The sequence below is a fragment of the Streptomyces sp. NPDC079141 genome (assembly GCF_040686775.1).
Classification (GTDB): Bacteria; Actinomycetota; Actinomycetes; order Streptomycetales; family Streptomycetaceae; genus Streptomyces.
On the sequence record NZ_JBFBLP010000003.1, the window covers coordinates 258,223 to 280,259 of the forward strand.

Annotated in this window: 21 protein-coding genes and 1 pseudogene; 11 read left to right on the top strand and 11 right to left on the bottom strand. The window is 71.4% G+C overall.

Going from position 1 to position 22,037, the window contains the following annotated elements; genetic code table 11:
- The first annotated feature begins 144 nt into the window (after positions 1-144).
- Positions 145-939, top strand: a complete 795-nt coding sequence (locus AB0Q90_RS10905) for a metal-dependent hydrolase (protein ID WP_363165467.1) — start codon at positions 145-147, stop codon at positions 937-939.
- Positions 940-1,043: 104 nt separating this feature from the next.
- On the opposite strand, the gene AB0Q90_RS10910 is transcribed toward AB0Q90_RS10905, so the two are convergent.
- The 4 genes from AB0Q90_RS10910 to AB0Q90_RS10925 form a co-directional block, all read right to left on the bottom strand.
- Complete coding sequence (locus AB0Q90_RS10910; RefSeq protein WP_363165466.1) at positions 1,044-1,310, bottom strand: type B 50S ribosomal protein L31; 267 nt, start codon at positions 1,308-1,310, stop codon at positions 1,044-1,046.
- Between the two features lie 33 nt (positions 1,311-1,343).
- The gene (locus AB0Q90_RS10915; protein WP_363165465.1) at positions 1,344-1,814 is read right to left on the bottom strand and encodes a DUF5709 domain-containing protein; all 471 of its coding nucleotides are present in this window, start codon (positions 1,812-1,814) and stop codon (positions 1,344-1,346) included.
- Between the two features lie 501 nt (positions 1,815-2,315).
- Entirely contained in the window at positions 2,316-4,097 is a 1,782-nt protein-coding gene (locus tag AB0Q90_RS10920) for an ABC transporter ATP-binding protein (protein WP_363165464.1), read from the bottom strand.
- A complete protein-coding gene (locus AB0Q90_RS10925; protein WP_363165463.1) occupies positions 4,094-5,887 on the bottom strand; it encodes an ABC transporter ATP-binding protein in 1,794 nt (597 codons plus the stop codon). The genes AB0Q90_RS10920 and AB0Q90_RS10925 overlap by 4 nt, the downstream gene beginning before the upstream one ends.
- Before the next feature lie 190 nt (positions 5,888-6,077).
- Here AB0Q90_RS10925 and AB0Q90_RS10930 point away from each other — a divergent pair, with 190 nt between their 5' ends.
- Both AB0Q90_RS10930 and AB0Q90_RS10935 read left to right on the top strand, forming a co-directional pair.
- Positions 6,078-7,718: a peptide-N4-asparagine amidase gene (locus AB0Q90_RS10930; RefSeq protein WP_363165462.1), complete on the top strand. Its 1,641-nt coding sequence runs from the start codon at positions 6,078-6,080 to the stop codon at positions 7,716-7,718.
- A 170-nt stretch (positions 7,719-7,888) separates the two neighbouring features.
- The gene (locus tag AB0Q90_RS10935) at positions 7,889-9,232 is read left to right on the top strand and encodes a cation:dicarboxylase symporter family transporter (protein ID WP_363165461.1); all 1,344 of its coding nucleotides are present in this window, start codon (positions 7,889-7,891) and stop codon (positions 9,230-9,232) included.
- Between the two features lie 70 nt (positions 9,233-9,302).
- On the opposite strand, the gene AB0Q90_RS10940 is transcribed toward AB0Q90_RS10935, so the two are convergent.
- Complete coding sequence (locus tag AB0Q90_RS10940; protein WP_363165460.1) at positions 9,303-10,385, bottom strand: aldo/keto reductase; 1,083 nt, start codon at positions 10,383-10,385, stop codon at positions 9,303-9,305.
- 151 nt (positions 10,386-10,536) lie between these two features.
- Here AB0Q90_RS10940 and AB0Q90_RS10945 point away from each other — a divergent pair, with 151 nt between their 5' ends.
- The gene (locus tag AB0Q90_RS10945) at positions 10,537-11,448 is read left to right on the top strand and encodes an AraC family transcriptional regulator (protein ID WP_363165459.1); all 912 of its coding nucleotides are present in this window, start codon (positions 10,537-10,539) and stop codon (positions 11,446-11,448) included.
- Positions 11,449-11,451: 3 nt separating this feature from the next.
- On the opposite strand, the gene AB0Q90_RS10950 is transcribed toward AB0Q90_RS10945, so the two are convergent.
- A complete protein-coding gene (locus tag AB0Q90_RS10950) occupies positions 11,452-11,895 on the bottom strand; it encodes a MarR family transcriptional regulator (RefSeq protein WP_363165457.1) in 444 nt (147 codons plus the stop codon).
- A 127-nt stretch (positions 11,896-12,022) separates the two neighbouring features.
- Here AB0Q90_RS10950 and AB0Q90_RS10955 point away from each other — a divergent pair, with 127 nt between their 5' ends.
- Positions 12,023-13,825 (top strand): ABC transporter ATP-binding protein, encoded by a 1,803-nt coding sequence (locus tag AB0Q90_RS10955; RefSeq protein ID WP_363165456.1) that lies wholly within the window; start codon positions 12,023-12,025, stop codon positions 13,823-13,825.
- 43 nt (positions 13,826-13,868) lie between these two features.
- On the top strand, positions 13,869-14,717 hold the full coding sequence (gene mltG, locus AB0Q90_RS10960) for an endolytic transglycosylase MltG (RefSeq protein ID WP_363165455.1): 849 nt from the start codon (positions 13,869-13,871) through the stop codon (positions 14,715-14,717).
- A 12-nt stretch (positions 14,718-14,729) separates the two neighbouring features.
- Here the strand turns inward: mltG and AB0Q90_RS10965 are convergent, their stop codons facing one another.
- The 5 genes from AB0Q90_RS10965 to AB0Q90_RS10985 form a co-directional block, all read right to left on the bottom strand.
- On the bottom strand, positions 14,730-15,800 hold the full coding sequence (locus tag AB0Q90_RS10965; RefSeq protein WP_363165454.1) for an NAD(P)-binding domain-containing protein: 1,071 nt from the start codon (positions 15,798-15,800) through the stop codon (positions 14,730-14,732).
- 39 nt (positions 15,801-15,839) lie between these two features.
- Complete coding sequence (locus tag AB0Q90_RS10970; RefSeq protein ID WP_363165453.1) at positions 15,840-16,856, bottom strand: ABC transporter substrate-binding protein; 1,017 nt, start codon at positions 16,854-16,856, stop codon at positions 15,840-15,842.
- A 24-nt stretch (positions 16,857-16,880) separates the two neighbouring features.
- Positions 16,881-17,627 (bottom strand): ABC transporter ATP-binding protein, encoded by a 747-nt coding sequence (locus tag AB0Q90_RS10975; protein WP_363165452.1) that lies wholly within the window; start codon positions 17,625-17,627, stop codon positions 16,881-16,883.
- Complete coding sequence (locus AB0Q90_RS10980; protein WP_363165451.1) at positions 17,600-18,475, bottom strand: ABC transporter permease; 876 nt, start codon at positions 18,473-18,475, stop codon at positions 17,600-17,602. The genes AB0Q90_RS10975 and AB0Q90_RS10980 overlap by 28 nt, the downstream gene beginning before the upstream one ends.
- Before the next feature lie 93 nt (positions 18,476-18,568).
- The gene (locus AB0Q90_RS10985; RefSeq protein ID WP_349817350.1) at positions 18,569-18,652 is read right to left on the bottom strand and encodes a putative leader peptide; all 84 of its coding nucleotides are present in this window, start codon (positions 18,650-18,652) and stop codon (positions 18,569-18,571) included.
- A gap of 123 nt (positions 18,653-18,775) precedes the next feature.
- On the opposite strand from AB0Q90_RS10985, the gene AB0Q90_RS10990 reads away from it, so the two are divergent.
- From AB0Q90_RS10990 to AB0Q90_RS11010, 5 genes and pseudogenes are all read left to right on the top strand, one after another.
- A complete protein-coding gene (locus AB0Q90_RS10990) occupies positions 18,776-19,198 on the top strand; it encodes a secondary thiamine-phosphate synthase enzyme YjbQ (RefSeq protein ID WP_363165450.1) in 423 nt (140 codons plus the stop codon).
- Between the two features lie 216 nt (positions 19,199-19,414).
- Positions 19,415-19,498, top strand: a pseudogene (locus AB0Q90_RS10995) (transcriptional regulator); the annotation flags it as partial.
- Complete coding sequence (locus AB0Q90_RS11000) at positions 19,495-21,207, top strand: SulP family inorganic anion transporter (protein ID WP_365732950.1); 1,713 nt, start codon at positions 19,495-19,497, stop codon at positions 21,205-21,207. The pseudogene AB0Q90_RS10995 and the gene AB0Q90_RS11000, both read left to right, overlap by 4 nt.
- Complete coding sequence (locus tag AB0Q90_RS11005) at positions 21,204-21,611, top strand: pyridoxamine 5'-phosphate oxidase family protein (RefSeq protein WP_363160372.1); 408 nt, start codon at positions 21,204-21,206, stop codon at positions 21,609-21,611. Before AB0Q90_RS11000 ends, AB0Q90_RS11005 begins: the two co-directional genes overlap by 4 nt.
- On the top strand, positions 21,611-22,036 hold the full coding sequence (locus tag AB0Q90_RS11010) for an ATP-binding protein (RefSeq protein ID WP_363160373.1): 426 nt from the start codon (positions 21,611-21,613) through the stop codon (positions 22,034-22,036). Before AB0Q90_RS11005 ends, AB0Q90_RS11010 begins: the two co-directional genes overlap by 1 nt.
- The last annotated feature ends 1 nt before the right edge of the window (position 22,037 follow it).

Below are 22,037 nucleotides of genomic sequence, written 5' to 3' on the forward strand. Positions count from 1 at the left end.
CACCCATCTTGCCTGGCGACCGGGCCGTCAGGGGAATCGGATCCCGGTCCGAAGATCGCGAACGCTACGCTGTGTCGCCGACAACACGTCAGCGCACACCGTCAACTGGACAGCGGCACACGAGGAATGGGGCGGGCAACGGCCATGATGGGACCAGCACACTCACTGTCGGGCGCCGCGGCCTGGCTCGGCGTCGGGGCGGCGGCCGCCGCGGCCGGACATCCGATGCCCTGGCCCGTCGTCCTGGTCGGCGCGCTGATCTGCGCCGGCGCCGCTCTGGCCCCGGACCTCGACCACAAGGCCGCCACCATCTCCCGGGCCTTCGGGCCGCTCTCACGGGGGCTGTGCGAGATCGTCGACAAGCTCTCCTATTCGGTCTACAAGGCCACGAGGAAGCAGGGCGACCCGCGCCGCTCCGGCGGGCACCGCACGCTCACGCACACCTGGCTGTGGGCGGTGCTGATCGGCGCCGGAGCCTCGGTGCTGGCGATCGCCGGCGGCCGCTGGGCGGTGCTGGGCATCCTCTTCGCGCACATGGTGCTGGCCATCGAGGGCCTGCTGTGGCGGGCGGCCCGCGGCTCCAGCAGCGACATCCTGGTCTGGCTGCTGGCCGCGACCAGCGCGTGGATCCTCGCCGGTGTGCTGGACAAGCCGGGCAACGGTTCGGACTGGCTGTTCACGGCGCCGGGCCAGGAGTACCTGTGGCTGGGGCTGCCGATCGTGCTGGGCGCGCTGGTCCACGACATCGGGGACTCGCTGACGGTGTCGGGCTGCCCGATCCTGTGGCCGATCCCGGTGGGCCGCAAGCGCTGGTACCCCGTGGGGCCGCCGAAGGCCCTGCGGTTCCGGGCCGGCAGCTGGGTGGAGCTGAAGGTGCTCATGCCGGCGTTCATGCTGCTCGGGGGAGTGGGCTGCGCGGCGGCCCTCAACTTCATCTGAGCCAGCGACTTCGCCTGAGCGACGGACTTCGGCTGAGCGACCGACGTCCTCTGAGCGGCCGCGCGCCGCTCGGCGACCCGGCTCGACGCGGCCGCCCGGTCCGCTCAGGCCCCGTCGGAGTCCTGCCCCGCCCCGCCGTAGCGTCGCTCGAACCGGGCGACGCGGCCCTCCGAGTCCACCGTCCGTGCCTTGCCGGTGTAGAACGGGTGGCTCTCGGAGGAGATCTCCACGTCGACGACCGGGTAGGTCTCGCCGTCGTCCCACTCGATGGTCTCGCCGCTGGTCGCGGTGGACCGGGTGAGGAAGGCGTACCCGGCGGCCCGGTCCCGGAAGACGACCGCGTGGTAATCGGGGTGCTTGTCCTGCTGCATGAAGGCTCCTTGCGGGCGGGCGGGACTGCGGGGTCAGCCGGACAGGGCGTCCTCGTCGACGATGTGCATGGCGGCCTCCTCGGCCGAGGCCGCGGCACCGTCGATGCCGACGTCCGTGGCGACGAGCCCGCTCTCCTCGTCCTCGTGCGCTCCCTCGTTGGGGGCGACCAGACGGCCGGAGCGGGCGGCGCCTACCTCGTTGTCCAGGAGTTCGCCGTCGGTGCCGTCGCAGTCGCCGATGCCGTCGTCGTCCGGCACGGCGAGGTCGGGCATCTCCTCGGCGAGTCGTTGGTCCAGCGTCTCGCCCTGTTGGCGTTCGGCCGCGGTCACACCGGTGTGCTCCACCGCCCACGGTCTCTCCGGCGGGGACCAACCGCGGTCGAGGGGGTCGCCGACACCGTCGTTGACCAGGGTGTCTTCAGCGTCGAGCAGACCCGCGTCGTCCTGGACCTCGGACGCATCGGGCTGGTAGACGTCGTCTCCCCATCCGTCGGCGCTGTTCACGGGTACCTCCAGGTGGTGGGGACGAGCCCGCTGTCACCGCGATCGGCAGCGGGCCGGCGCGTGGGGCACTGGCTGCGCCCGGCGCGAACCGCATGGCTCCCGGCTGCTCCCCGAACCGGTGCCGCTAACCAGCCTTCCACCCCTTTTCGCCCCCGCGCAACGGCACGGGTCCACGCCGCGTACAGCGCCGCTGCGGCCTGCGACCCCGGGCCGAGGAAACCGGGCACTGCACGACGCCCACAGCCGACCGGGCGGGCACCGGTCGGCACGGCACGCGGCCACGCCGCGCTGAGCGCGCCCACCGCCGGGGCCCGCGACTGCCACGAGCACTACTGCGGCGAGCGGGCTCACCCACTCGGCCGACAGCACACTCGCAACCAGCACGCCGGCTGCCGACACACCAGCAGCCGGCTCACCCGCCCATCGAGTACCCCGAGCGACGGCTCACGCACATCGCCCGGCCCCCATTCCGGCCCCCGGTTCGGGGTCCCCGAGCCCGTCTCACCCGTGCCAGGACCGCCACAGCGCCGCGTACGCGCCGTCCGCCGCGACCAGCTCGTCATGGCTGCCCAGCTCGCTGATGCGGCCGTTCTCGACGACGGCGATGACGTCGGCGTCGTGGGCGGTGTGCAGGCGGTGGGCGATGGCCACGACCGTGCGGCCGTCCAGAACGCGGGCCAGGGAGCGTTCCAGGTGCCGTGCCGCGCGTGGGTCGAGCAGCGAGGTCGCCTCGTCCAGGACCAGCGTGTGCGGGTCGGCCAGCACCAGCCGGGCCAGCGCGATCTGCTGCGCCTGGGCGGGGGTGAGCGCGAAGCCGCCCGAGCCGACCTCCGTGTCCAGGCCGTCGTCGAGGGCGCGCGCCCAGCCGTCCGCGTCGACCGCCCCGAGGGCCGCCCACAGCTCGGCGTCGGCGGCGTTGGTGCGGGCGAGCAGCAGGTTGTCGCGCAGGGAGCCCACGAAGACGTGGTGCTCCTGGTTGACGAGGGCCACGTGCTCGCGGACGCGCTCGGCAGGCATCCGGGACAGTTCGGCGCCGCCGAGGGCGATGTGGCCGTCCCGCGGCGCGTAGATGCCGGCGAGCAGGCGACCGAGGGTCGACTTGCCCGCGCCGGAGGGTCCGACCAGCGCCAGCCGGGTTCCCGGGGCCACCTCAAGGGACACCTTGCGCAGCACGTCCACGCCGTCGACGTAGCCGAAGTGGACCCGGTCGGCGTGCACGTCGCGCCCGTCGGGGGCGAGCGAGGGATCGCCCGCGTCCGGTTCGATGTCCCGTACTCCGACCAGCCGGGCCAGCGACACCTGGGCCACCTGCAACTCGTCGTACCACCTGAGGATGAGCCCCACCGGGTCGACGAGCATCTGCGCGATCAGCGCGCCCGTGGTGAGCTGGCCGACGTCGATCCAGCCCTGGAGCACGAACGTGCCGCCGAGCATCAGGACCGAGCCGAGCACGGTCACATGGGTGATGCTGACGACCGGGAAGAGCACCGAGCGCAGCCACAGTGTGTACCGCTCCCAGGCGGTCCACTCCTTGATCCGCTGCTTGGACAGCTCGATGCGGCGGTCGCCCAGTCGGTGGGACTCGACGGTGCGGCCCGCGTCGACGGTCTCGGCCAGCGCGGCGGCCACGGCGGCGTACCCGGCGGCCTCGGAGCGGTAGGCGGCGGGGGCCCGCTTGAAGTACCAGCGGCAGCCGACCACCAGCAGCGGCACGGCGAGCAGCACGGCGGCGCCCAGCGGCGGGGCCGTGACGACGAGCCCGCCCAGCAGCAGGGCCGCCCACACCACGCCGATCGCCAGCTGGGGCACGGCCTCGCGCATGGCGTTGGCGAGCCGGTCGATGTCGGTGGTGATCCGGGAGAGCAGGTCGCCGGTCCCGGCGCGTTCCAGGACGCCGGGCGGCAGTCCGACGGACCGTACGAGGAAGTCCTCGCGCAGGTCGGCCAGCATCCGCTCGCCGAGTATCGCGCCGCGCAGCCGGACCTCGCGGACGAACACCGCCTGGATGGCGAGGGCGACCACGAACAGCGTGACGGTCAGCCCCAGATGGAGTTCCCGTGCGCCGTCCGCCACCCGCTCGACGAGGCCGCCGAGCAGCCACGGGCCCGCCATGGAGGCCACCACAGCGGTGGTGTTGACGGCGACGAGCAGCAGGAAGGCACGGCGGTGCCGGCGCAACAGCTCGGTCGCGTAGGCGCGTACGGTGGCCGGGGCGCCGACGGGCAGCGTGTTCGCCGTCGTCGGGGCCGCCGGGTCGTAGGCCGGGGGCGCCACGCCGATCATGCGGTCTCCTCGATTTCTTGCAGTTCGTCAAGGCGGTCGGCGTCGCGCACCGCCGCCTCTTGCTCGGTCTCGCGCGTCACGACCGCCCGGTATCGCGGCTCCTTGTGCACCAGTTCGCGGTGCACGCCGACCGCCACGACCTCGTCCTCGTGGACGAGGACGACCCGGTCCGCGCGGTCCAGGAGGAGCGGCGAGGAGGTGAACACCACGGTGGTGCGTCCGGCCCGCAGGTCCCGCAGTCCGGTGGCGATGCGTGCCTCCGTGTGCGAGTCGACGGCGGAGGTGGGTTCGTCGAGGACGAGCACCTCCGGGTCGGTGACCAGCGACCGGGCCAGGGCGAGGCGCTGGCGTTGGCCGCCGGACAGGGAGCGGCCGCGTTCGGTGATACGGGCGTCCATCGGGTCGGTGGCGTCCAGCGAGCCCTGGACCAGGGCGGCCAGGACGTCCTCGCACTGCGCGGCCGACAGCGCCTCGGCGGCGCCGACATCGCCCGACATGGGGACGTCGAGCAGCTCGCGCAGCGTCCCGGACAGCAGCACCGGGTCCTTGTCCTGGACGAGGACGGCCGTGCGGGCCGCGTCGAGCGGCAGCTCGTCCAGCGGCACCCCGCCGAGCAGCACCGAGGTGCCGGCCTCCGAGGGGTGGCCGCCCAGCCGTTCGGCCAGTCGGCCGGCCGCGTCCGGGTCGCCGCACACCACGGCGGTGAGGCAACCGGCGGGCGCGAGCAGACCGGTGGCCGGGTCGTACAGGTCCCCCGAGGACAGGTCCGCGGCGCGTGACCCCCGGGTGTCGGTGGCCCGCTCCAGCGCCAGTACCCCCGCGGCCCGTTTGGCCGAGGGCCGCGAGAAGGAGTAGGCCATCGCGATCTCTTCGAAGTGCCGCAGAGGGTAGGTGAGGATCATGATCGAGCTGTAGACGGTGACCAGTTCGCCGATCTCGATGCGGCCCTGGCGGGCCAGATGGACGCCGTACCAGACGACCGTGATCAGCAGCAGGCCCGGAAGCAGGACCTGGATCGCGGAGATCAGGGCCCACATGCGGGCGCTGCGCACGGCCGCGTGGCGCACTTCCTGGGAGGCGCGGCGGTAGCGGTCGAGGAAGAGTTCCTCGCCGCCGATGCCGCGCAGTACGCGCAGTCCGGCGACGGTGTCCGAGGCCAGTTCGGTGGCGCGACCCGCCTTCTCGCGCTGGAAGTCGGCGCGCCGGGTGGCGCGGGGCAGCATCGGCAGTACGGCAAGGGCCAGGACCGGCAGGCCCACGGCGACGACCACGCCGAGCGCGGGCTGGTAGACGACGAGGCCGATGCAGACCAGGACGATGGTGACCGCGGCCGCGGTGAACCGGGAGACGGCCTCCACGAACCAGCCGATCTTCTCGACGTCACCGGTGGAGACGGCCACGACCTCGCCGGCCGCGACGCGCCGGGTCAGTGCCGAGCCGAGCTGCGAAGCCTTGCGCGCCAGCAGCTGCTGGACGCGGGCGGCGGCGGTGATCCAGTTGGTGACGGCGGCGCGGTGCAGGAAGGTGTCGCCGATCGCGATACCGGCGCCCGCCAGCGCCATCAGCCCGCCCGCGAGGGCGAGTCGGGCGCCGGAGCGGTCGACGACGGCCTGGATGGCGAGGCCCACGCAGAAGGGCAGCGCGGTGACGGACACGAAGTGCACCAGCCCCCAGGCCAGCGACTTCAGTTGTCCGCCCAGTTGGTTCCGGAAGAGCCACCACAGCAAGCGGGGGCCCGAACGGGCGTCCGGCACGCCCGGGTCGGGGTACGGAAGGTCTTGAATCTGCATGACGTCCCAGTGGCTCGTGTAAGGAAGGTAGAAGGGGCCGCGTTCGGCGGCAGCAAACCGTGACAGGTTCGCGTCGCAGCGTGGTCGGAGGCAAACGGTTTTCCGCACAGGCGAACGGATCCGGCTGCCCGTCCCACCCGTGTCCCGACGCCCCATTGCGGGCGGCGCCAACTCCCCGTAGAACACCCGCATGACAAGCCGGATCATCATGTCCATGCTCACCGGAGCGACCCTCCTGGCGAGCACCCTGCTCGGCGCGAGCCCGACACGCGCCGCCGAAGGTCCCGCCGGCGCCACCGCCGAAGGCCCGGCCCGAGCCGCCTCCGAGATCCCCGCCGAGTTCGGCAGCGACTGGCACGACCCGGTCACCGCCGCCCCGCCCGTCACCGCGCCGGACACCCCCTCCTGCCGGGTCACCCTCGCGGAGGCGCAGTTCCGCGACTTCACGCCCTACCGGGGCAGCTACACACCCCCCGACGGCTGCGGTGACAGCTGGAGCAAGGTGGTGCTGCGGCTCGACGGCAAGGTGAAGGGCCGCCAGTACGACCGCCTCGGTCACATCAGCGTCGGCGGCGTGGAGATCTTCCGTACCTCGACCCCGCAGCCGTCGCCCGACGGCATCGAGTGGTCGGTCGAGAAGGACGTCACCCGCTACAGCGACACCCTGCGCACCGGCCAGGACGTCGAGATGCTCATCGGCAACGTCGTCAACGACACCTACACCGGAGTCATCGACGTAAAGGTCACCCTGACGTTCTACACGGGCAACACCGCCCGCACCCCCGACCGGGTCCTCCCGCTCGCCGACGGCGCCGCCCTCACCACCCCGCGCAACAGCGAGCGCATCGTCGCCGAGGTGTACGCCACCGGATCCGGCGGCGGCTGCGAGGAGTACTGGTACCTCTCGGTGCCGGACACCGCCCCGTACTCCTGCCAGTCCGCCGGCGGCCCGAACCGGGAGGTGCAGATCCGCGTGGACGGCCAACTGGCCGGAATTGCCGCACCGTTCCCGCACGTGTGGACGGGCGGCTGGTCCAACCCCTTCCTCTGGTACGTCGTTCCGGGACCGCGCGCCTTCGACGTCAAGCCGATCGAATACGACCTGACGCCGTTCGCCGGGATCCTCAACGACGGCCGCCCGCACCGCGTCGAGGTCTCCGTCGCCGGCCTGCCCGAGGGGCGGCCCGGCTGGAGCGCCCCCGTGAACATCCTCGTCTGGCAGGACGAGGGCAGCGCGCACGTCACCGGCGGGCTCACCGCGCACCAGGACGACGGCCTGACCAACTCCTCGACGTATCAGCCGAGTACACAGCACGAGGTGCTCACCGAGAGCGCGCACCGCTTGACCGTCTCCGGATACGTCCAGACCTCGCACGGCCGGGTGACGACGACCGTCCGCCGTTCGCTGGCACACGACTCCGTCCACCGGTGGACCGACGGTGAGACCACGGACGCACTCGACGCCACCTGGAGGGACGACGAGTCGGTCACGGTCGACGGACGCGGACCGGCCCGCACGACGCGCACGCACCGGACGTACACGATGGACGGCACCACCACGCTCGGCGCGGATGACCGGCTGCGCACCGTGCTGACCCTGGGCGACCGGGCCGCGCTCGCCGTGACCCAGGACGGGCGGCGCACCGCCTGGTCGCGGCTCGACGACAGTTACACGGGCGACGCGACCTGGACGGTGAACGTGCCCCGCGACCAGCGACACGCGGTCGGCACATCGAGCGAGAACTACCGGCTGTACGGCTCCGAGGGCTGCTACGACCGCAAGCTGGCCACCGCCCAAGGGGTGTTGACGCAGGATCGCAGCGGCTGCTGAGGCGGGCGGCGTGCGATGCGTCACGCGGGGCGTGATTTACACGGTGGCAACACGGCGGTCTCGTACGGGATTCACGGCACCTGAAGAGTGAACGGCGCGGAAGCAACTTTCCGTATTGCAGAAGTCCTGTCCCCGGCTTCTGTGTACCGCCGTCCCTCCAAGGAGTGCCCGTGCCGCCGTCCGTCCCGTCCCTGCCGCGACGCGTCGCACGCTTGCTGCGTACCTCTCTCTTCGCGCAGGTCGCCTGCGCGCTCGTACTCGGAATCGTCGTCGGGAAGCTGTGGCCCGGCTTCGCCGCGGACCTTCAGCCGCTCGGCGACGGTTTCACCCGGCTGATCAAGACGATCATCTCCCCGCTCGTGTTCTGCGTGGTCGTCGTCGGCATCGCCAAGGCCGGTGATCTGAAGGCCTTCGGCCGGATCGGGCTCAAGGCGCTGATCTGGTTCGAGGTCGCGAGCACGCTCGCGCTGCTCATCGGGCTCCTCGCCGCCAACGTTGTCCAGCCCGGCGCCGGGATGAACGTCGACCCGGCCACGCTCGACACCGCTGCGGTCGACGAGAAGACGGGCGGCGGTTCGCTACCCTCGACGACCGAGTTCGTGCTGAACGCCCTGCCCACCAGTTTCATTGGCGCCTTCGCCGAGAACTCCCTGCTCCAAGTCCTGCTGCTGGCCTGCCTGGTGGGCGCCGCGCTGCTGCACCTCGGCCACACCAAGGTCCCGCAGGTGCTGCCCGCCATCGAGCAGGCCCAGGAGATCATCTTTGCGATCGTCGGCTTCGTGATGCGCCTGGCCCCGATCGCGGTGTTCGGCGCGATGGCCGTCCTGATCGGCAACTACGGCCTCGGCGTGATCGAGACCTACGCCAAGCTGATCGTCCTGTGCTACGCGGCCGCCGCGTTCTTCATCGCGCTTCTCGCCGTCGCCCTGAAGCTGCTCACCGGGCTCAGCCTCTGGAAGTTCCTGCGCTACATCCGCGAGGAGATGCTCCTCGCGCTCGGCACCGCGTCCACCGAGTCGGTCATGCCGCGTGTGATGCAGAAGCTGCGCAAGGCCGGAGCCCGCGACGACGCGGTGGGCCTGGTGCTGCCGACCGGCTACTCCTTCAACCTCGACGGCGCCTCGCTCTACCTCTCCATCGGCACCCTGTTCATCGCCCAGGCCGTCGGCGTCGACCTCAGCCTCGGCCAGCAGATCACCGTGATCCTGGTGCTCATGCTGACCAGCAAGGGCATGGCGGGCATCCCCGGTTCGGCGTTCCTCGCCCTGTCCGCGACCGCCTCCTCGCTCGGCGCCATCCCGGCCGGCGCGGTCGCGCTGCTGCTGGGCGTGGACCGGATCATGGACTCGATGCGCGTCGTGACGAACCTCCTCGGCAACTGTGTCGCCGTGTTCGCCGTCTCGCGCTGGGAGGGCGCGCTGGACATCGCCAAGGCGAAGAAGGTACTGGGCGGGGCGGTCGTGGCCGAAGAGCCCGCCCGACCGGTCAAGGAGACCGTCTCCGACGCCAGTTAGACCCTCTCCGAGGCCAGTCGACGTCAGAGCGGGCCGCGGCGAACCCCATCGCCGCGGCCCGCCGCGCCCGTCAGTACCGAACATCGCTCTGCAGCAGCGGCGGATACACCGCCGACCCTTCCCCGTCGACCGTGGCCCCCGCGAACTGGAGCATCGCGCGCAGCGAACCGTGCATCGGTGCCGGGTAGTTCAGCTCCGGGGCCGACACCTTGTCGAGCGCGGCGAGGTGTTCGGGGGTGAGTCGTACGTCCAGCCCTGCGAGGTTGCTCTCCAGGTGTTCCACGCGCCGTGCGCCGACGATGGGGACGACCGTGCCCTCGCGGGCGCGCAGCCAGGCCAGCGAGACCGCCGCGGAGGTGGTCCCGAGTTCGTCGGCGATGGCGGCGACGGCGTCGATCACCTCGTACTCCCGCTCGCCGGGGCCGCCGACGAAGGCCGCGCGGGCGGAGTCGGTGACCTGGGTGCCGCGCCGGTACTTGCCGGACAGGAAGCCGTTCTTCAGCGGGCTCCACGGCACCAGCGCCATGCCCTGGTCGCGGGCGAGCGGGGCGAGTTCGCCCTCGACGGTGCGGGCCAGCAGCGAATACTCGACCTGGAGCGCGATCAGCGGGGTCCAGCCCTTCAGCAGGGCCGTCGTCTGGGCCTGCGCGGTCAGCCAGGCGGGCGTGTTGGAGAAGCCGATGTAGCGGATCTTGCCGGCCCGCACGAGGTCGTCCAGGGTGCGCAGCGTCTCCTCGATCGGGGTGTGGCGGTCCCAGTTGTGCAGCCAGTACAGATCGAGGTGGTCGGTGCGCAGCCTGCGCAGCGTCTCGTGGAGCTGGGCGGTGATCGAACCGCGGCCCGCGCCACCGCCGTTGGGGTCGCCGGGGAAGAGGTTGCCGAAGAACTTCGAGGCCAGTACGACGTGTTCGCGGCGTCCGGGGTGCGCGGCGAACCAGTCGCCGAGGATCTTCTCCGAGTGGCCGTTGGTGTAGAAGTTCGCGGTGTCGACGAAGTTCCCGCCGCGGTCGAGGTAGGCCGCGAGGATCCTCTCCGACTCCTCGACGCTGCATCCGGCGGCCCCGGGATCCTCGCCGAAGGTCATCGCGCCGAGGGCGAAGGGGCTGACGCGAAGGCCGGAGCGGCCCAGGGTGACGTAGTGGTCGAGCGGCATGATCATGCTCCTTCGTTGGTGGAACAGACACGAACGGACACCACTATGGAAGCGCCTAGTTGCAGGTCAGCGGTAGAACGATCCGCTTGGCCTCTTGCACGATCCTGCTGACTTCGCCTCGAACGGAGCTGTCCGAGCCCTAAGGTGAAGTGTGCGCACCTCTCAGGAGCTTCTGGACGAGATCCGCGGCCTGATCGCGGCCCACGCCGGCCCGGACCCGCGGTCGGCGATCCCGGGCCTGCTGGTCTCGCGGGTGGAGACGTCGGAGCCCGACCACTCGCTCACCGAACCCCTGCTGGTCGTCATGGCCCAGGGCGGCAAGCGTCTCCTGCTCGGCGACCAGGTGCACGAGTACCGGGCGGGTCAGTGTCTGGTGGTCACCGCCGACCTGCCGGTCACCGGCCACTTCCTGGGCGCGAGCCGCGAAGTGCCGGCGCTCGGCGTGGGGTTGGTGCTGCGCCCGGCCGCCGTCGCGTCCCTGCTGCTGGAGGCGCCCGCCGGACCCCGCTCCCGCGCCACGACCGGCCCGACCGCGCTGGCCACCGGGGAGGCCGGAGTCGACCTGCTCGACGCCGTGGCCCGGCTGCTGCGGCTGCTCGACCGCCCGGCGGACGCGCCCGTGCTCGCCCCGCTGATCGAGCGGGAGATCATCTGGCGGCTGCTGACCGGCCCGCACGGCGCCATGGTCCGCCAGATCGGACTGTCCGACAGCGGACTCGCCTACGTCGTCCGGGCCATCCGCTGGATCCGCGAGAACTACGCCGAACCGATGCGCATTGAGGACCTCGCCCAGCTGGCCGGGATGAGTACCTCCGCCTTCCACCGCACCTTCCGCGCGGTCACGGCCATGAGCCCGCTCCAGTTCCAGAAGCGCATCCGCCTCCAGGAAGCCCGCTCCCTGCTGGTCGCCCGCCCCGGCGATGTCGCCGGCGTCGGCCACCTCGTCGGTTACGACAGCCCCTCGCAGTTCAACCGCGAGTACCGCCGCCTCTTCGGCGCCCCGCCGGGCCAGGACGCGGCCCGGCTGCGGGCGGTGGCGGCGCCGGCGAGACAGCTGCCCTGAGGCTCAGCAGCGCCCTTCGCCGTCGACCAGAGTGTCCAGCAGCCCCCCGAGCACCTCGCGCTGCGCCCCCGTCAACGGCGCCAGGATCTCCTGTGCCGCCGACCGGCGTGCCCCGTGCAGCGCCCGCAGCGCCTTGTGCCCGTCATCCGTGAGCTCGATGCGGATCACCCGCCGGTTCGTCGGATCCGGCACCCGCCGTACCTTGCCGCTCGCCTCAAGGCCGTCGACCAGCGTTGTCACCGCGCGCGGGACCACCTCCAGGCGCTCGGCGAGGTCGGCCATGCGCGGCGGTGAGCCGTAGTGCGCGAGGGTGCGCAGCAGGCGGGACTGGGCCGGGGTGACGCCGAGGCCGGACTGCTCGATGTGCCGCTTCTGGATGCGGTGCACACGGCGGGTGAACCGCAGCAGTTGCTCGGCGAGCTGGCCGTCGGGATCGGGGGTGGTCATACGGGAACAATATCAGGACGATGTTCATTGTGAGTATAGGTAACAATGAGCTAAGCTCCGTCAGTCCTCAGCTCCGAAGGGCCTGCATGCCGCAGGCCCTCGGCCCACTCACCTCCCGTAGGAGCCCATGCATCCCGATCACAATCCCGACTGGACACCGCCGGAAGAGTCCAAGGAAGAGCCCCGGCAGGTGCGCCGCATCCTGCGTCTGTTCCGCCCCTACCGCGGGCGCCTCGCCGTCGTCGGCCTGCTGGTCGGCGCCTCCTCCCTGGTCTCCGTCGCGACGCCCTTCCTGCTGAAGGAGATCCTCGACGTCGCCATCCCTGAGGGCCGCACCGGTCTGCTCAGCCTGCTCGCGCTCGGCATGATCGTCGGCGCCGTCCTCACCAGCGTCTTCGGCGTGCTCCAGACCCTGATCTCGACCACCGTCGGCCAGCGCGTCATGCACGACCTGCGCACTGCCGTCTACGGCCGCCTCCAGCGCATGTCGCTGGCCTTCTTCACCCGGACCCGCACCGGCGAGGTCCAGTCCCGCATCGCCAACGACATCGGCGGCATGCAGGCCACCGTCACCTCCACCGCCACCTCCCTGGTCGCCAACTTCACCAGCGTGGTCGCCACGATCGCCGCGATGATCGCCCTGGACTGGCGGCTGACCGTCGTCTCGCTCCTGCTGCTCCCGGTGTTCGTGTGGATCAGCCGTCGCGTCGGCAACGAGCGCAGGAAGATCACCACCCAGCGCCAGAAGCAGATGGCCGCGATGGCCGCCACGGTGACGGAGTCGCTCTCGGTCAGCGGCATCCTGCTCGGCCGCACGATGGGCCGTTCCGACTCGCTCACCCGGGCCTTCGCCGCGGAGTCCGAGCAGCTCGTCGGCCTTGAGGTGCGCTCGAACATGGCGGGCCGCTGGCGGATGGCCGTCATCACGATCGTCATGGCCGCGATGCCGGCCGTCATCTACTGGACCGCGGGCCTGGCCCTGCAGTTCGGCGGCCCCCAGGTCTCGATCGGCACGATCGTCGCCTTCGTCTCGCTCCAGCAGGGCCTGTTCCGCCCGGCCGTCAGCCTGCTCGGCACCGGCGTCCAGATCCAGGCCTCGCTCGCCCTCTTCCAGCGCATCTTCGAATACCTCGACCTGCCGATCGACATCACCGAGCGCGAGAACCCCGTCCACCTGGACCAGGTCAAGGGCGAGGTCCGCTTCGAGAACGTCGAGTTCCGCTACGACGGCAAGAGCGGCCCGATCCTCGACGGCATCGACATCACCGTCCCCGCGGGCGGCAGCCTCGCGCTCGTCGGCCCGACCGGCGCGGGCAAGTCCACGCTCGGCCATCTGGTTCCGCGCCTGTACGACGTGACCGGCGGCCGTGTCACCCTCGACGGCGTCGACGTCCGCGACCTCGACTTCGACACCCTCGCCCGCGCGGTCGGCGTCGTCTCGCAGGAGACGTACCTCTTCCACGCCTCGGTCGCCGACAACCTGCGCTTCGCCAAGCCGGACGCCACCGACGAGGAGCTGTACGAGGCGGCGAAGGCGGCCCAGATCCACGAGCACATCGCATCCCTGCCCGACGGCTACGACACGGTCGTCGGCGAGCGCGGCCACCGCTTCTCCGGCGGCGAGAAGCAGCGCCTGGCCATCGCCCGCACCATCCTGCGCGACCCTCCGGTGCTCGTCCTCGACGAGGCGACCAGCGCCCTGGACACCCGTACGGAACGCGCGGTGCAGGAGGCCATCGACGCGCTCTCGGCCGACCGCACCACGCTCACCATCGCGCACCGGCTGTCCACCGTTCGGGGTGCCGACCAGATCGTGGTCCTGGACTCCGGGCGGGCCGTCGAACGCGGCACGCACGAGGAGCTGTTGGGGCGGGACGGGCGGTATGCGGCCCTGGTCCGCAGGGACGCCCAACTGGAGCCGACAAGATGACGATATGCCGGGTTTAGGGTGATTCGCGGGTTACCGTGCCCGCATGCACATGAACACTCCGCCACGGAGCGCGATTCGTCTGACGCGCCGGGGCCGTCTCGTCCTCATCGCGACCGGGGCCGTCGTGGCGGGCACCGCCGTGGCGGTGCCGCTGCTGAGCCTGCAGAGCGAGGGGGAGAAGAAGCCCACCACCCTGCTCGTCCCGGAGGGCTGGCGCGCCGGCCAGGTCTACGAAGCCGTGGACAAGACCCTCGCCCTGCCCCCGGGCACGACCAGGAAGTCTCTGGGCAAGGCCAACCTGAAGCTGCCGAACGACGCGGAGGGCAACCCGGAGGGCTATCTCTTCCCGGCCACGTATCCGCTCGAACAGAACGGCAAGAAGGCGACGCCCGAGTCGCTGCTGTCGTTCATGGTCGACACCGCCAACAAGAAGTTCAACGGCGCACCCATCGCGGCCGGCGCCCAGCGCAACGCGATGAACGTCTATCAGGCCGTCACCATCGCCAGCATCGTCCAGGCCGAGGCCGCCACCAAGGCCGACATGGGCAAGGTGGCGCGGGTCGTCTTCAACCGGCTGGAGCGCGGCATGCCGCTCCAGATGGACTCCACCATCAACTACGCCCTGAACCGCTCCACGCTCCGCACGACGGACGCCGACACCCGCATCGACAGCCCCTACAACTCGTACCAGCGCATGGGCCTGCCGCCGACCCCCATCGACAACCCGGGCGAGGACGCGATGCGCGCCGCGATCAGCCCCACCCCGGGCGACTGGCTGTACTTCGTCACCGTCAAGCCGGGCGACACCCGCTTCACGGCGAACTACGAGGAGCACCAGCGCAACGTCGCCGAGTTCAACCGCAACCAGCAGAACGCGAAGAAGGACAAGTAGCCGGGCGGGACGTCACGCGGCCACCGGCTGCTCCTCGGCCAGTAGCCGCCTGATGTCCCGAACGGCCGCGCGACCGGCGCGGTTGGCGCCGATGGTGCTCGCCGACGGCCCGTAGCCGACGAGATGGATCCGCGGATCGGCGACAGCCCGCGTCCCCTCGATCCGGATCCCGCCGCCCGGCTCGCGCAGCCGCAGCGGCGCGAGATGGTCGATGGCCGCCCGGAACCCGGTCGCCCACAGGATGACGTCGGCGTCCACCCGGCGGCCGTCGTCCCACGCCACGCCGTCCGGAGTGATCCGGTCGAACATGGGCCGCCGGTCCAGGACGCCGTCCGCGATCCCCTGCCGTATCGCGTCGTTGAGGGGCAGACCGGTCACCGACACCACGCTCTTCGGCGGCAGCCCCTGCTTCACCCGCTCCTCGACGAGCGCGACCGCCGCCCGGCCCGCGTCCTCGTCGAACGGGCCCTCGCGGAACACCGGAGGCCGCCGGGTGACCCAGGTGGTGGCGGCCGCGAACGGGGCGATCTCCAGCAGATGCTGCGTCCCGGAGGCGCCGCCGCCCACCACCACGACCCGCTGTCCGGCGAACTCCTCGGGCCCGGGGTACTGCGCGGTGTGCAGCTGCCGTCCGCGGAAGGTCTCCTGCCCCGGATAGCGTGGCCAGAAGGGCCGGTCCCAGGTGCCGGTCGCGTTGATCAGTGCCCGCGTCGCCCAGACCCCGGCCGAGGTCTCCACGAGCAGCCGCCCGCCCGCACCCTCCCGCACGGCCTTCACCTCCACCGGCCGCCGCACCCGCAGGTCGAAGGTGCGTTCGTAGGTGTCGAAGTACTCGGCGATCACCTCGGAGGACGGCCGCGCCGGATCGGCGCCGGTCAGCTCCATCCCGGGCAGCGCATGCATCCCGTGCACCTTGCCGTACGTCAGCGAGGGCCACCGGAACTGCCAGGCACCGCCCGGCCCGGGGGAGTGGTCGAGCACGACGAAGTCGCGCTCCGGCTCGAACCCGGTGCGACGCAGGTGATAGGCGGCGGCCAGCCCGGCCTGCCCGGCGCCTATGACGACTACCTCGATGTTGTTCACCTTTCTACTAACCGCGCCGGGTTCGTGGATCTTCCCGCCCTAGGAGCTGCGGGGCGCGGTCGTGGACGCCGGCAGACCCCCGTTGAAGGAGGGGTCGACGAACCTGGCGAAGTCGACCTTGCGCGGGATGAGCTCCAGCTCGGTGAACGTGTCCGCGATCTCCTGCTCGGAGGCGATCAGCGGCCTGTCGACCGCGACCGGGACCCGGGAGGCGTAGGAACGCCCCACCGCCGCCAGCGCCACCTCGTACGGCAGCCCGGTCTCCTCGGCCCACACCTTCGCCCACTCCTCCTGATGCCCGTGCACCCAGTCGTAGGCGCGCCGCAACCGCTCCAGATAGTCCTCGATCGCCGCGGCCTTCTTCTCGTCCTTGAGCGCGGAGGGCGCCGCCACCTGGAAGGTCAGCCCATTGGTCACCCCCTCGCCGGTCGTCAGCACCCGCCCCTGCTTCGCCTGGAGCACCTGCGAGGTGTACGGATCCCACACCGCCCACGCGTCGACCTTGCCGGAGGTGAACGCGGCGAGCGCATCGGCCGGCTGAAGATACTTGACCTCGACGTCACCCAGCGAGAGCCCGGCCTTCTTGAGCGAGGCGACCAACTGGTAATGAGCCGACGAACCCTGCGCCACGGCAACGGACTTGCCCTTGAGCTGCGCCGGTTCCTTCAGCGACGAATCGCTCGGTACGAGGATGGCGTCGCCCTTGGTCGTGCCGTGCCAGGCGGCCACCACCGTGATCTTGGAGTCGGCGCCCGCCGCGAATACCGGCGGGGTGTTGCCCACGCCGCCGATGTCGACGGCCTTGGCGTTGACCGCCTCCAGGAGCGGCGGGCCGGAGGTGAAGGTGGACCACTTGATCTTGTAGTCGAGGTTCTTCAGCTCTCCCGCGGCACGCAGGATGGCCTCCGAACCCCCCTTCTGGTCCCCGACGTTGAGGGTGACAGAGCCCTGGCCGTCGGTGTCCGAAGTGGTCCGGGCGGCCGAACTCCCGCCGCACGCGGTGAGGAGCAGGGCGAAGGGGAGGAGCAGAGCGGCGGGGGCGAGGCGTCGTCGCATGAGGGTTCCGTTCTCGGGGATGGTTCAGGCGGCTTCGGCGGCGGTGTCGACGCCGAGCCGTTCCAGCAGCCCGGCGCGCAGCTCGGCGAACCGGGGGTCGGTGATGTCGCGGGGACGGTCGAGATCGATCGGCTGCTCGTGTGCGATGACACCGCCGTCCATCACGAGCACACGGTCGGCCAGGAGTACGGCCTCCTCGACGTCGTGCGTGACGAGCAGGACCGCGCAGCCGCGCCGCTGCCACAACTCGCCCACGAGACGCTGGGCCTTGATACGGGTGAGCGCGTCCAGCGCCCCGAACGGCTCGTCGAGCAGCAGCAGATCGGGCTCACGCACCAACGCCCGTGCAAGGGAGGCGCGTTGGGCCTCACCGCCGGAGAGGGTCCTGGGCCAGGCGGCCGACCGGTGACCGAGCCCGACCTCGTCGAGCGCCTTCTCGGCGAGGGCGCGTTCGGGCTTGCCGGGCAGCCCGAGCACGACATTGCGCCACACCTTCTTCCACGGCATGAGCCGCGGCGCCTGAAACGCGACGGCCCGGCGGCGCGGCACCAGCACGGTGCCCTCGATGTCGCGGTCGAGCCCGGCGAGGACGCGCAGCAGGGTGGACTTCCCGCACCCGCTGCGCCCCAGCAGGGCAACGAACTCACCGGGCTGGATGTCGAGTTGAAGCCGGTCGATCACGTCACGCCCGTCGAAGGACCGGGTCAGCCCCTCGACATGCACGGCCTGCGCGGCCTTGCCGGTCACCGGCCGGTGAACGTCGGTCGCCATTGCAGCAGCAGCCTTTCGAGAGTACGGACAGCGAGATCGGCGAGCAGGCCGAGGAAGGCGTAGACGACCAGGCAGACGACGATCACGTCGGTGCGCAGGAAGTCCCGCGCCTGCACCATGAGGAAGCCGATGCCGGAATCCGCGTTCACCTGCTCGGCGAAGACGAGGGCGAGCCAGGCGATGCCGAGGGAGTAGCGCAGACCCGTCAGGGCACCGGGCAGCGCACCCGGCAGAACGACATGCCGCACAAGCCCCCACCGCGACAGCCCCAGGGACTCCCCGGCCTCGATCAACTGGGCGTCCACACCGCGTATCCCGGCATAGACGTTGAGATAGAGCGGGAAGGTCACCCCGAGGGTGATGATGGCGATCTTCGGCGCCTCGCCGATGCCGAACCAGATGATGAACAGCGGGATGAGCCCCACGAACGGCACGGTCCGCAGCATCTGCACCGGCGCGTCCACGAGATCCTCACCGACCCGGAACAGCCCCGAGACCAGGGCGAGTCCGGTACCGACAAGGGTGCCGAACAACAGCCCGGCAGCGACCCGCTGAAGCGAGGTCCCCATCGCGGAGGTCAGCGACCCGTCGGCAACCAGATCGCCCGCGACCTCGGCGATACGCCCCGGCGAGGCGAGAACGTCGGAGGCCAACAGGCCGGTACCGCTGAGGACTTGCCACAGCGCGAGCAGCAGAAGCGGTCCGGTGGTGCGGCGCAACCAGCGGGGGAGAGGAGCGCGGCGAGAGGAAGCGGGCAGGAGGGAAACGAGCTCGGCAGGCCTTTCGGAGCCGTATTGAGTCGATATTTCCGGCTCTGAAGAGCTGGGAGGGGCATGACTGATGCTCATGGGTGCTCCACGGGGCGGCGAGCGGCCGACAGGAAGGGTCGACGGGAAGGGGGAACGCGCCTCAGCGCGCACGGGAGAGAAGTGGGGAGGGCGTCAGCAGCCGCGACGACAGGCGGCGGAGGCCACCCGCAGCAGGTCGATGTGACCGCGCGTGGTGAGCAGGGCTGAACGCAACATGCCGCCGAACGTAACGAGCCGCCCCGGCCCTGGTCAACGGCCCTCTGCCGAAGTTCATGGGCGCGTCACACTCCACGCGCCGGCTCGCCCTCCGCGACGACCGGATGGGCGAGGATGGACGACATGTCAGACACCTTCACCACCCGAGTTCTGCACATCGCCTCCGGCAGCACGGAGAAGATCGTCGACCTCACCCACGACTGCGAGGCCTTCCTCCGGGAGGTGGCGGCCGACCGCGACGGCCTGCTGAACGTCTTCGTCCCCCACGCCACCGCCGGAATCGCCGTCATCGAAACGGGCGCCGGCAGCGACGACGACCTCCTCGCCGCCCTGCACACCCTTCTCCCCGCCGACGACCGCTGGCAACACCGCCACGGCAGCCCCGGCCACGGCCGCGACCACGTCCTCCCGGCGATCGTGCCGCCGCATGCGACGTTGCCGGTGGTGGGCGGGAGGCTGGAGCTGGGGACGTGGCAGTCGGTCTGTCTGGTCGACACGAATAAGGACAATGCCAACCGTCAGGTTCGGCTGAGCTTCCTGGGCTGAGCTCACGGTCAAGGGCAGCCCCTCCGGGATCTGGGCGGGAGCGAGGGCGGCACCGAGCGCGCAGCTTGATGCTGAATTGCAAAAGTTCGCAATTGGTTAGATGCTGTCTTGGCTGTGCCTGCAGGTAGCCGCGGGCACAGCCTTTCGCGTGCGCCCCGAGGCGGGGGCGGTAGGGGAAACCGAGGGGTCGTGTCCGTTCCGCTGTACCAGGCCAAGGCGCGCCGGATCCTGTTCGAGATGCCGGCGGGGCAGAACGAACTGCTCGCCGAGCTGCGGGAAGCCGAGGTCGCCGCGCGATGAGGACGGCTCTCACACGGATCGCCGCGCTGCTGCCCGGCCGCGCCGACCTGGCGGAGATGCGCCGAGACCCCCGCCGGGACCTGCTCGCCGGACTGACCGTGGCCATCGTGGCGCTCCCGCTCGCCCTCGGCTTCGGGGTCTCCTCCGGCCTCGGCGCGGAGGCGGGACTGGCGACCGCGGTGGTCGCGGGTGCGCTGGCCGCGCTCTTCGGGGGATCGAATCTGCAGGTGTCGGGGCCGACCGGGGCGATGACCGTGGTCCTCGTCCCGATCGTGGGTGAGTACGGGCCGGGCGGCGTCCTCACGGTCGGTCTGATGGCCGGCGTGATGCTCGTCGCCCTCGCGGCGCTGCGGGCGGGGAAGTACATGCAGTACGTGCCCGCCCCGGTCGTGGAGGGATTCACGCTCGGTATCGCCTGCGTGATCGGGCTCCAGCAGATCCCGAACGCGCTCGGCGTGCCCAAACCCGAGGGCGATCGCGTCCTGCCGGTGACCTGGCGGGCGATCGAGGAGTTCGCCGAGGCCCCGAACTGGACCGCGGTCGGTCTCGCGGTCGCGGTGGCCGCGGTCATGCTGGCCGGTGCGCGGTGGCGGCCGACCGTGCCGTTCTCGATCGTGGCGGTGATCGCCGCGACGCTCGTCGCGCAGGCCGCGGGACTGGACGCGGCGCAGCCGATCGGCGACCTGCCCTCCGGCCTGCCCGCACCCTCGCTGTCCTTCCTCGATCTCGGCTCGCTCGGCACCCTGCTAGCCCCCGCGGTGGCGGTCGCGGCGCTGGCCGCCCTGGAGTCCCTCCTCTCGGCGTCGGTCGCCGACGGCATGACCGTCGGCCAGCAGCACGACCCCGACCGCGAACTGTTCGGGCAGGGCCTCGCCAACATCGCCGCCCCGCTCTTCGGCGGCGTCCCCGCCACCGGCGCGATCGCCCGCACCGCGGTCAACGTCCGCACCGGCGCGAGCTCCCGGCTCGCCGCCCTCACCCACGCCGCGATCCTCGCCGTGATCGTCTTCGCGGCGGCCCCGCTGGTCTCCAAGATCCCGCTCGCCGCCCTGGCGGGCGTCCTGCTCGCCACCGCGATCCGCATGGTCGAGGTCGGCTCGCTGCGGTCCATGGCCAAGGCCACCCGCTCCGACGCCCTGATCCTGATCCTGACCGCCGTCGCGACCCTGGCCCTGGACCTCGTGTACGCCGTCATCATCGGCCTGGCCGTCGCCGCCGCCCTCGCCCTGCGCGCCGTCGCCAAGCAGGCCCGGCTCGACCAGGTGCCGCTCGACCGCGGCGACCACAGCGCCGAGGAACACGCCCTGCTGGCCGAGCACATCGTGGCGTACCGCATCGACGGGCCGCTGTTCTTCGCCGCCGCCCACCGCTTCCTGCTGGAGCTGACCGAGGTCGCCGACGTACGCGTGGTCATCCTGCGCATGTCCCGCGTCTCGACCATGGACGCCACCGGCGCCCTCGTCCTCAAGGACGCCGTGGAGAAGCTGAAGCGGCGCGGCATCGTGGTCATGAGCTCCGGCATACGCCCCGGTCAGCGCCAGGTCCTCGATTCCGTCGGCGCGCTGGAGCTGCTGCGCCACGAGGGCCGGGAGTACGCCACCACCCCCGAGGCGATCCGCGCCGCCCGCGGCCACCTGGAGATGGCCGGTGTGCTGTCCGCCGTTCCCCCGCAGAGGAACACAACCGCGAGCGAGGAAGCAGCCCGATGAGCAATCCCCCCGCCGGCCTTCGCATGGTCGAGGTCTCCGGAGCCGAGGCCCTGTGGCTGCTGGAAGGCAGCAGCCTGGGGCGCCTGGTGTATGAGCAGCGGGACCTGACCGTGGTGCGGCCCGCTCGTCATGTGTGGGAGTACGGCCGGCTGGTCGTGCGGACTCCGGCACCGGCCTCGGCGGTGCCCGCGACGGGGACGTACCACGTGGACGAGATCCGCGCGGTGGCCGGCACCGGCTGGACGGTCACGGTCTCGGGCCCGGCCGAAGTGATCACCGATGCCGACGAGGCCGCGCACTACCGGCGCACGCTGACCGGCTGGAGCCATGGCCCGCACGACACCCTGCTGCGGATCCACCCCAAGGCTGTCGTGGGTTTCCGCCTCGCGCGCGCAGAAGCGTGATGCCCGTGCGGCTCGAAGCCCTGCCCCACCGGCATGTGCTCACGCTGCCCAGCCAACCGTCCGCCGTCCGCCTCGCCCGCGAGACCGCCGAACAGGCCCTGGTCGAATGGGGGATCGGCCTGCGTCACCCGGCCGTCGACCCGGCCCTGCTGATCCTGAGCGAGCTCGTCACCAACAGCGTGCGGCACGCCGCCGTCCTCTCCCCGCAGGTCACGGTGATCTACGCGGCGGGCCCGGACTGTCTGGCCTTCGCCGTTCACGACCGCCACCCCTACCAGCCCCCGCTGTACGCCGCGGTCACCGGGAGCGGTGCGGGCGGGATCGGCACCGTCATGGAACTCGTCCTCGCCCGGCGCGGCACGGCGGTCGTCCGTGCGGACGCCGACGGCGGCGGCAAGAGCATCTGGATCACCCTCCCCCTCTGAC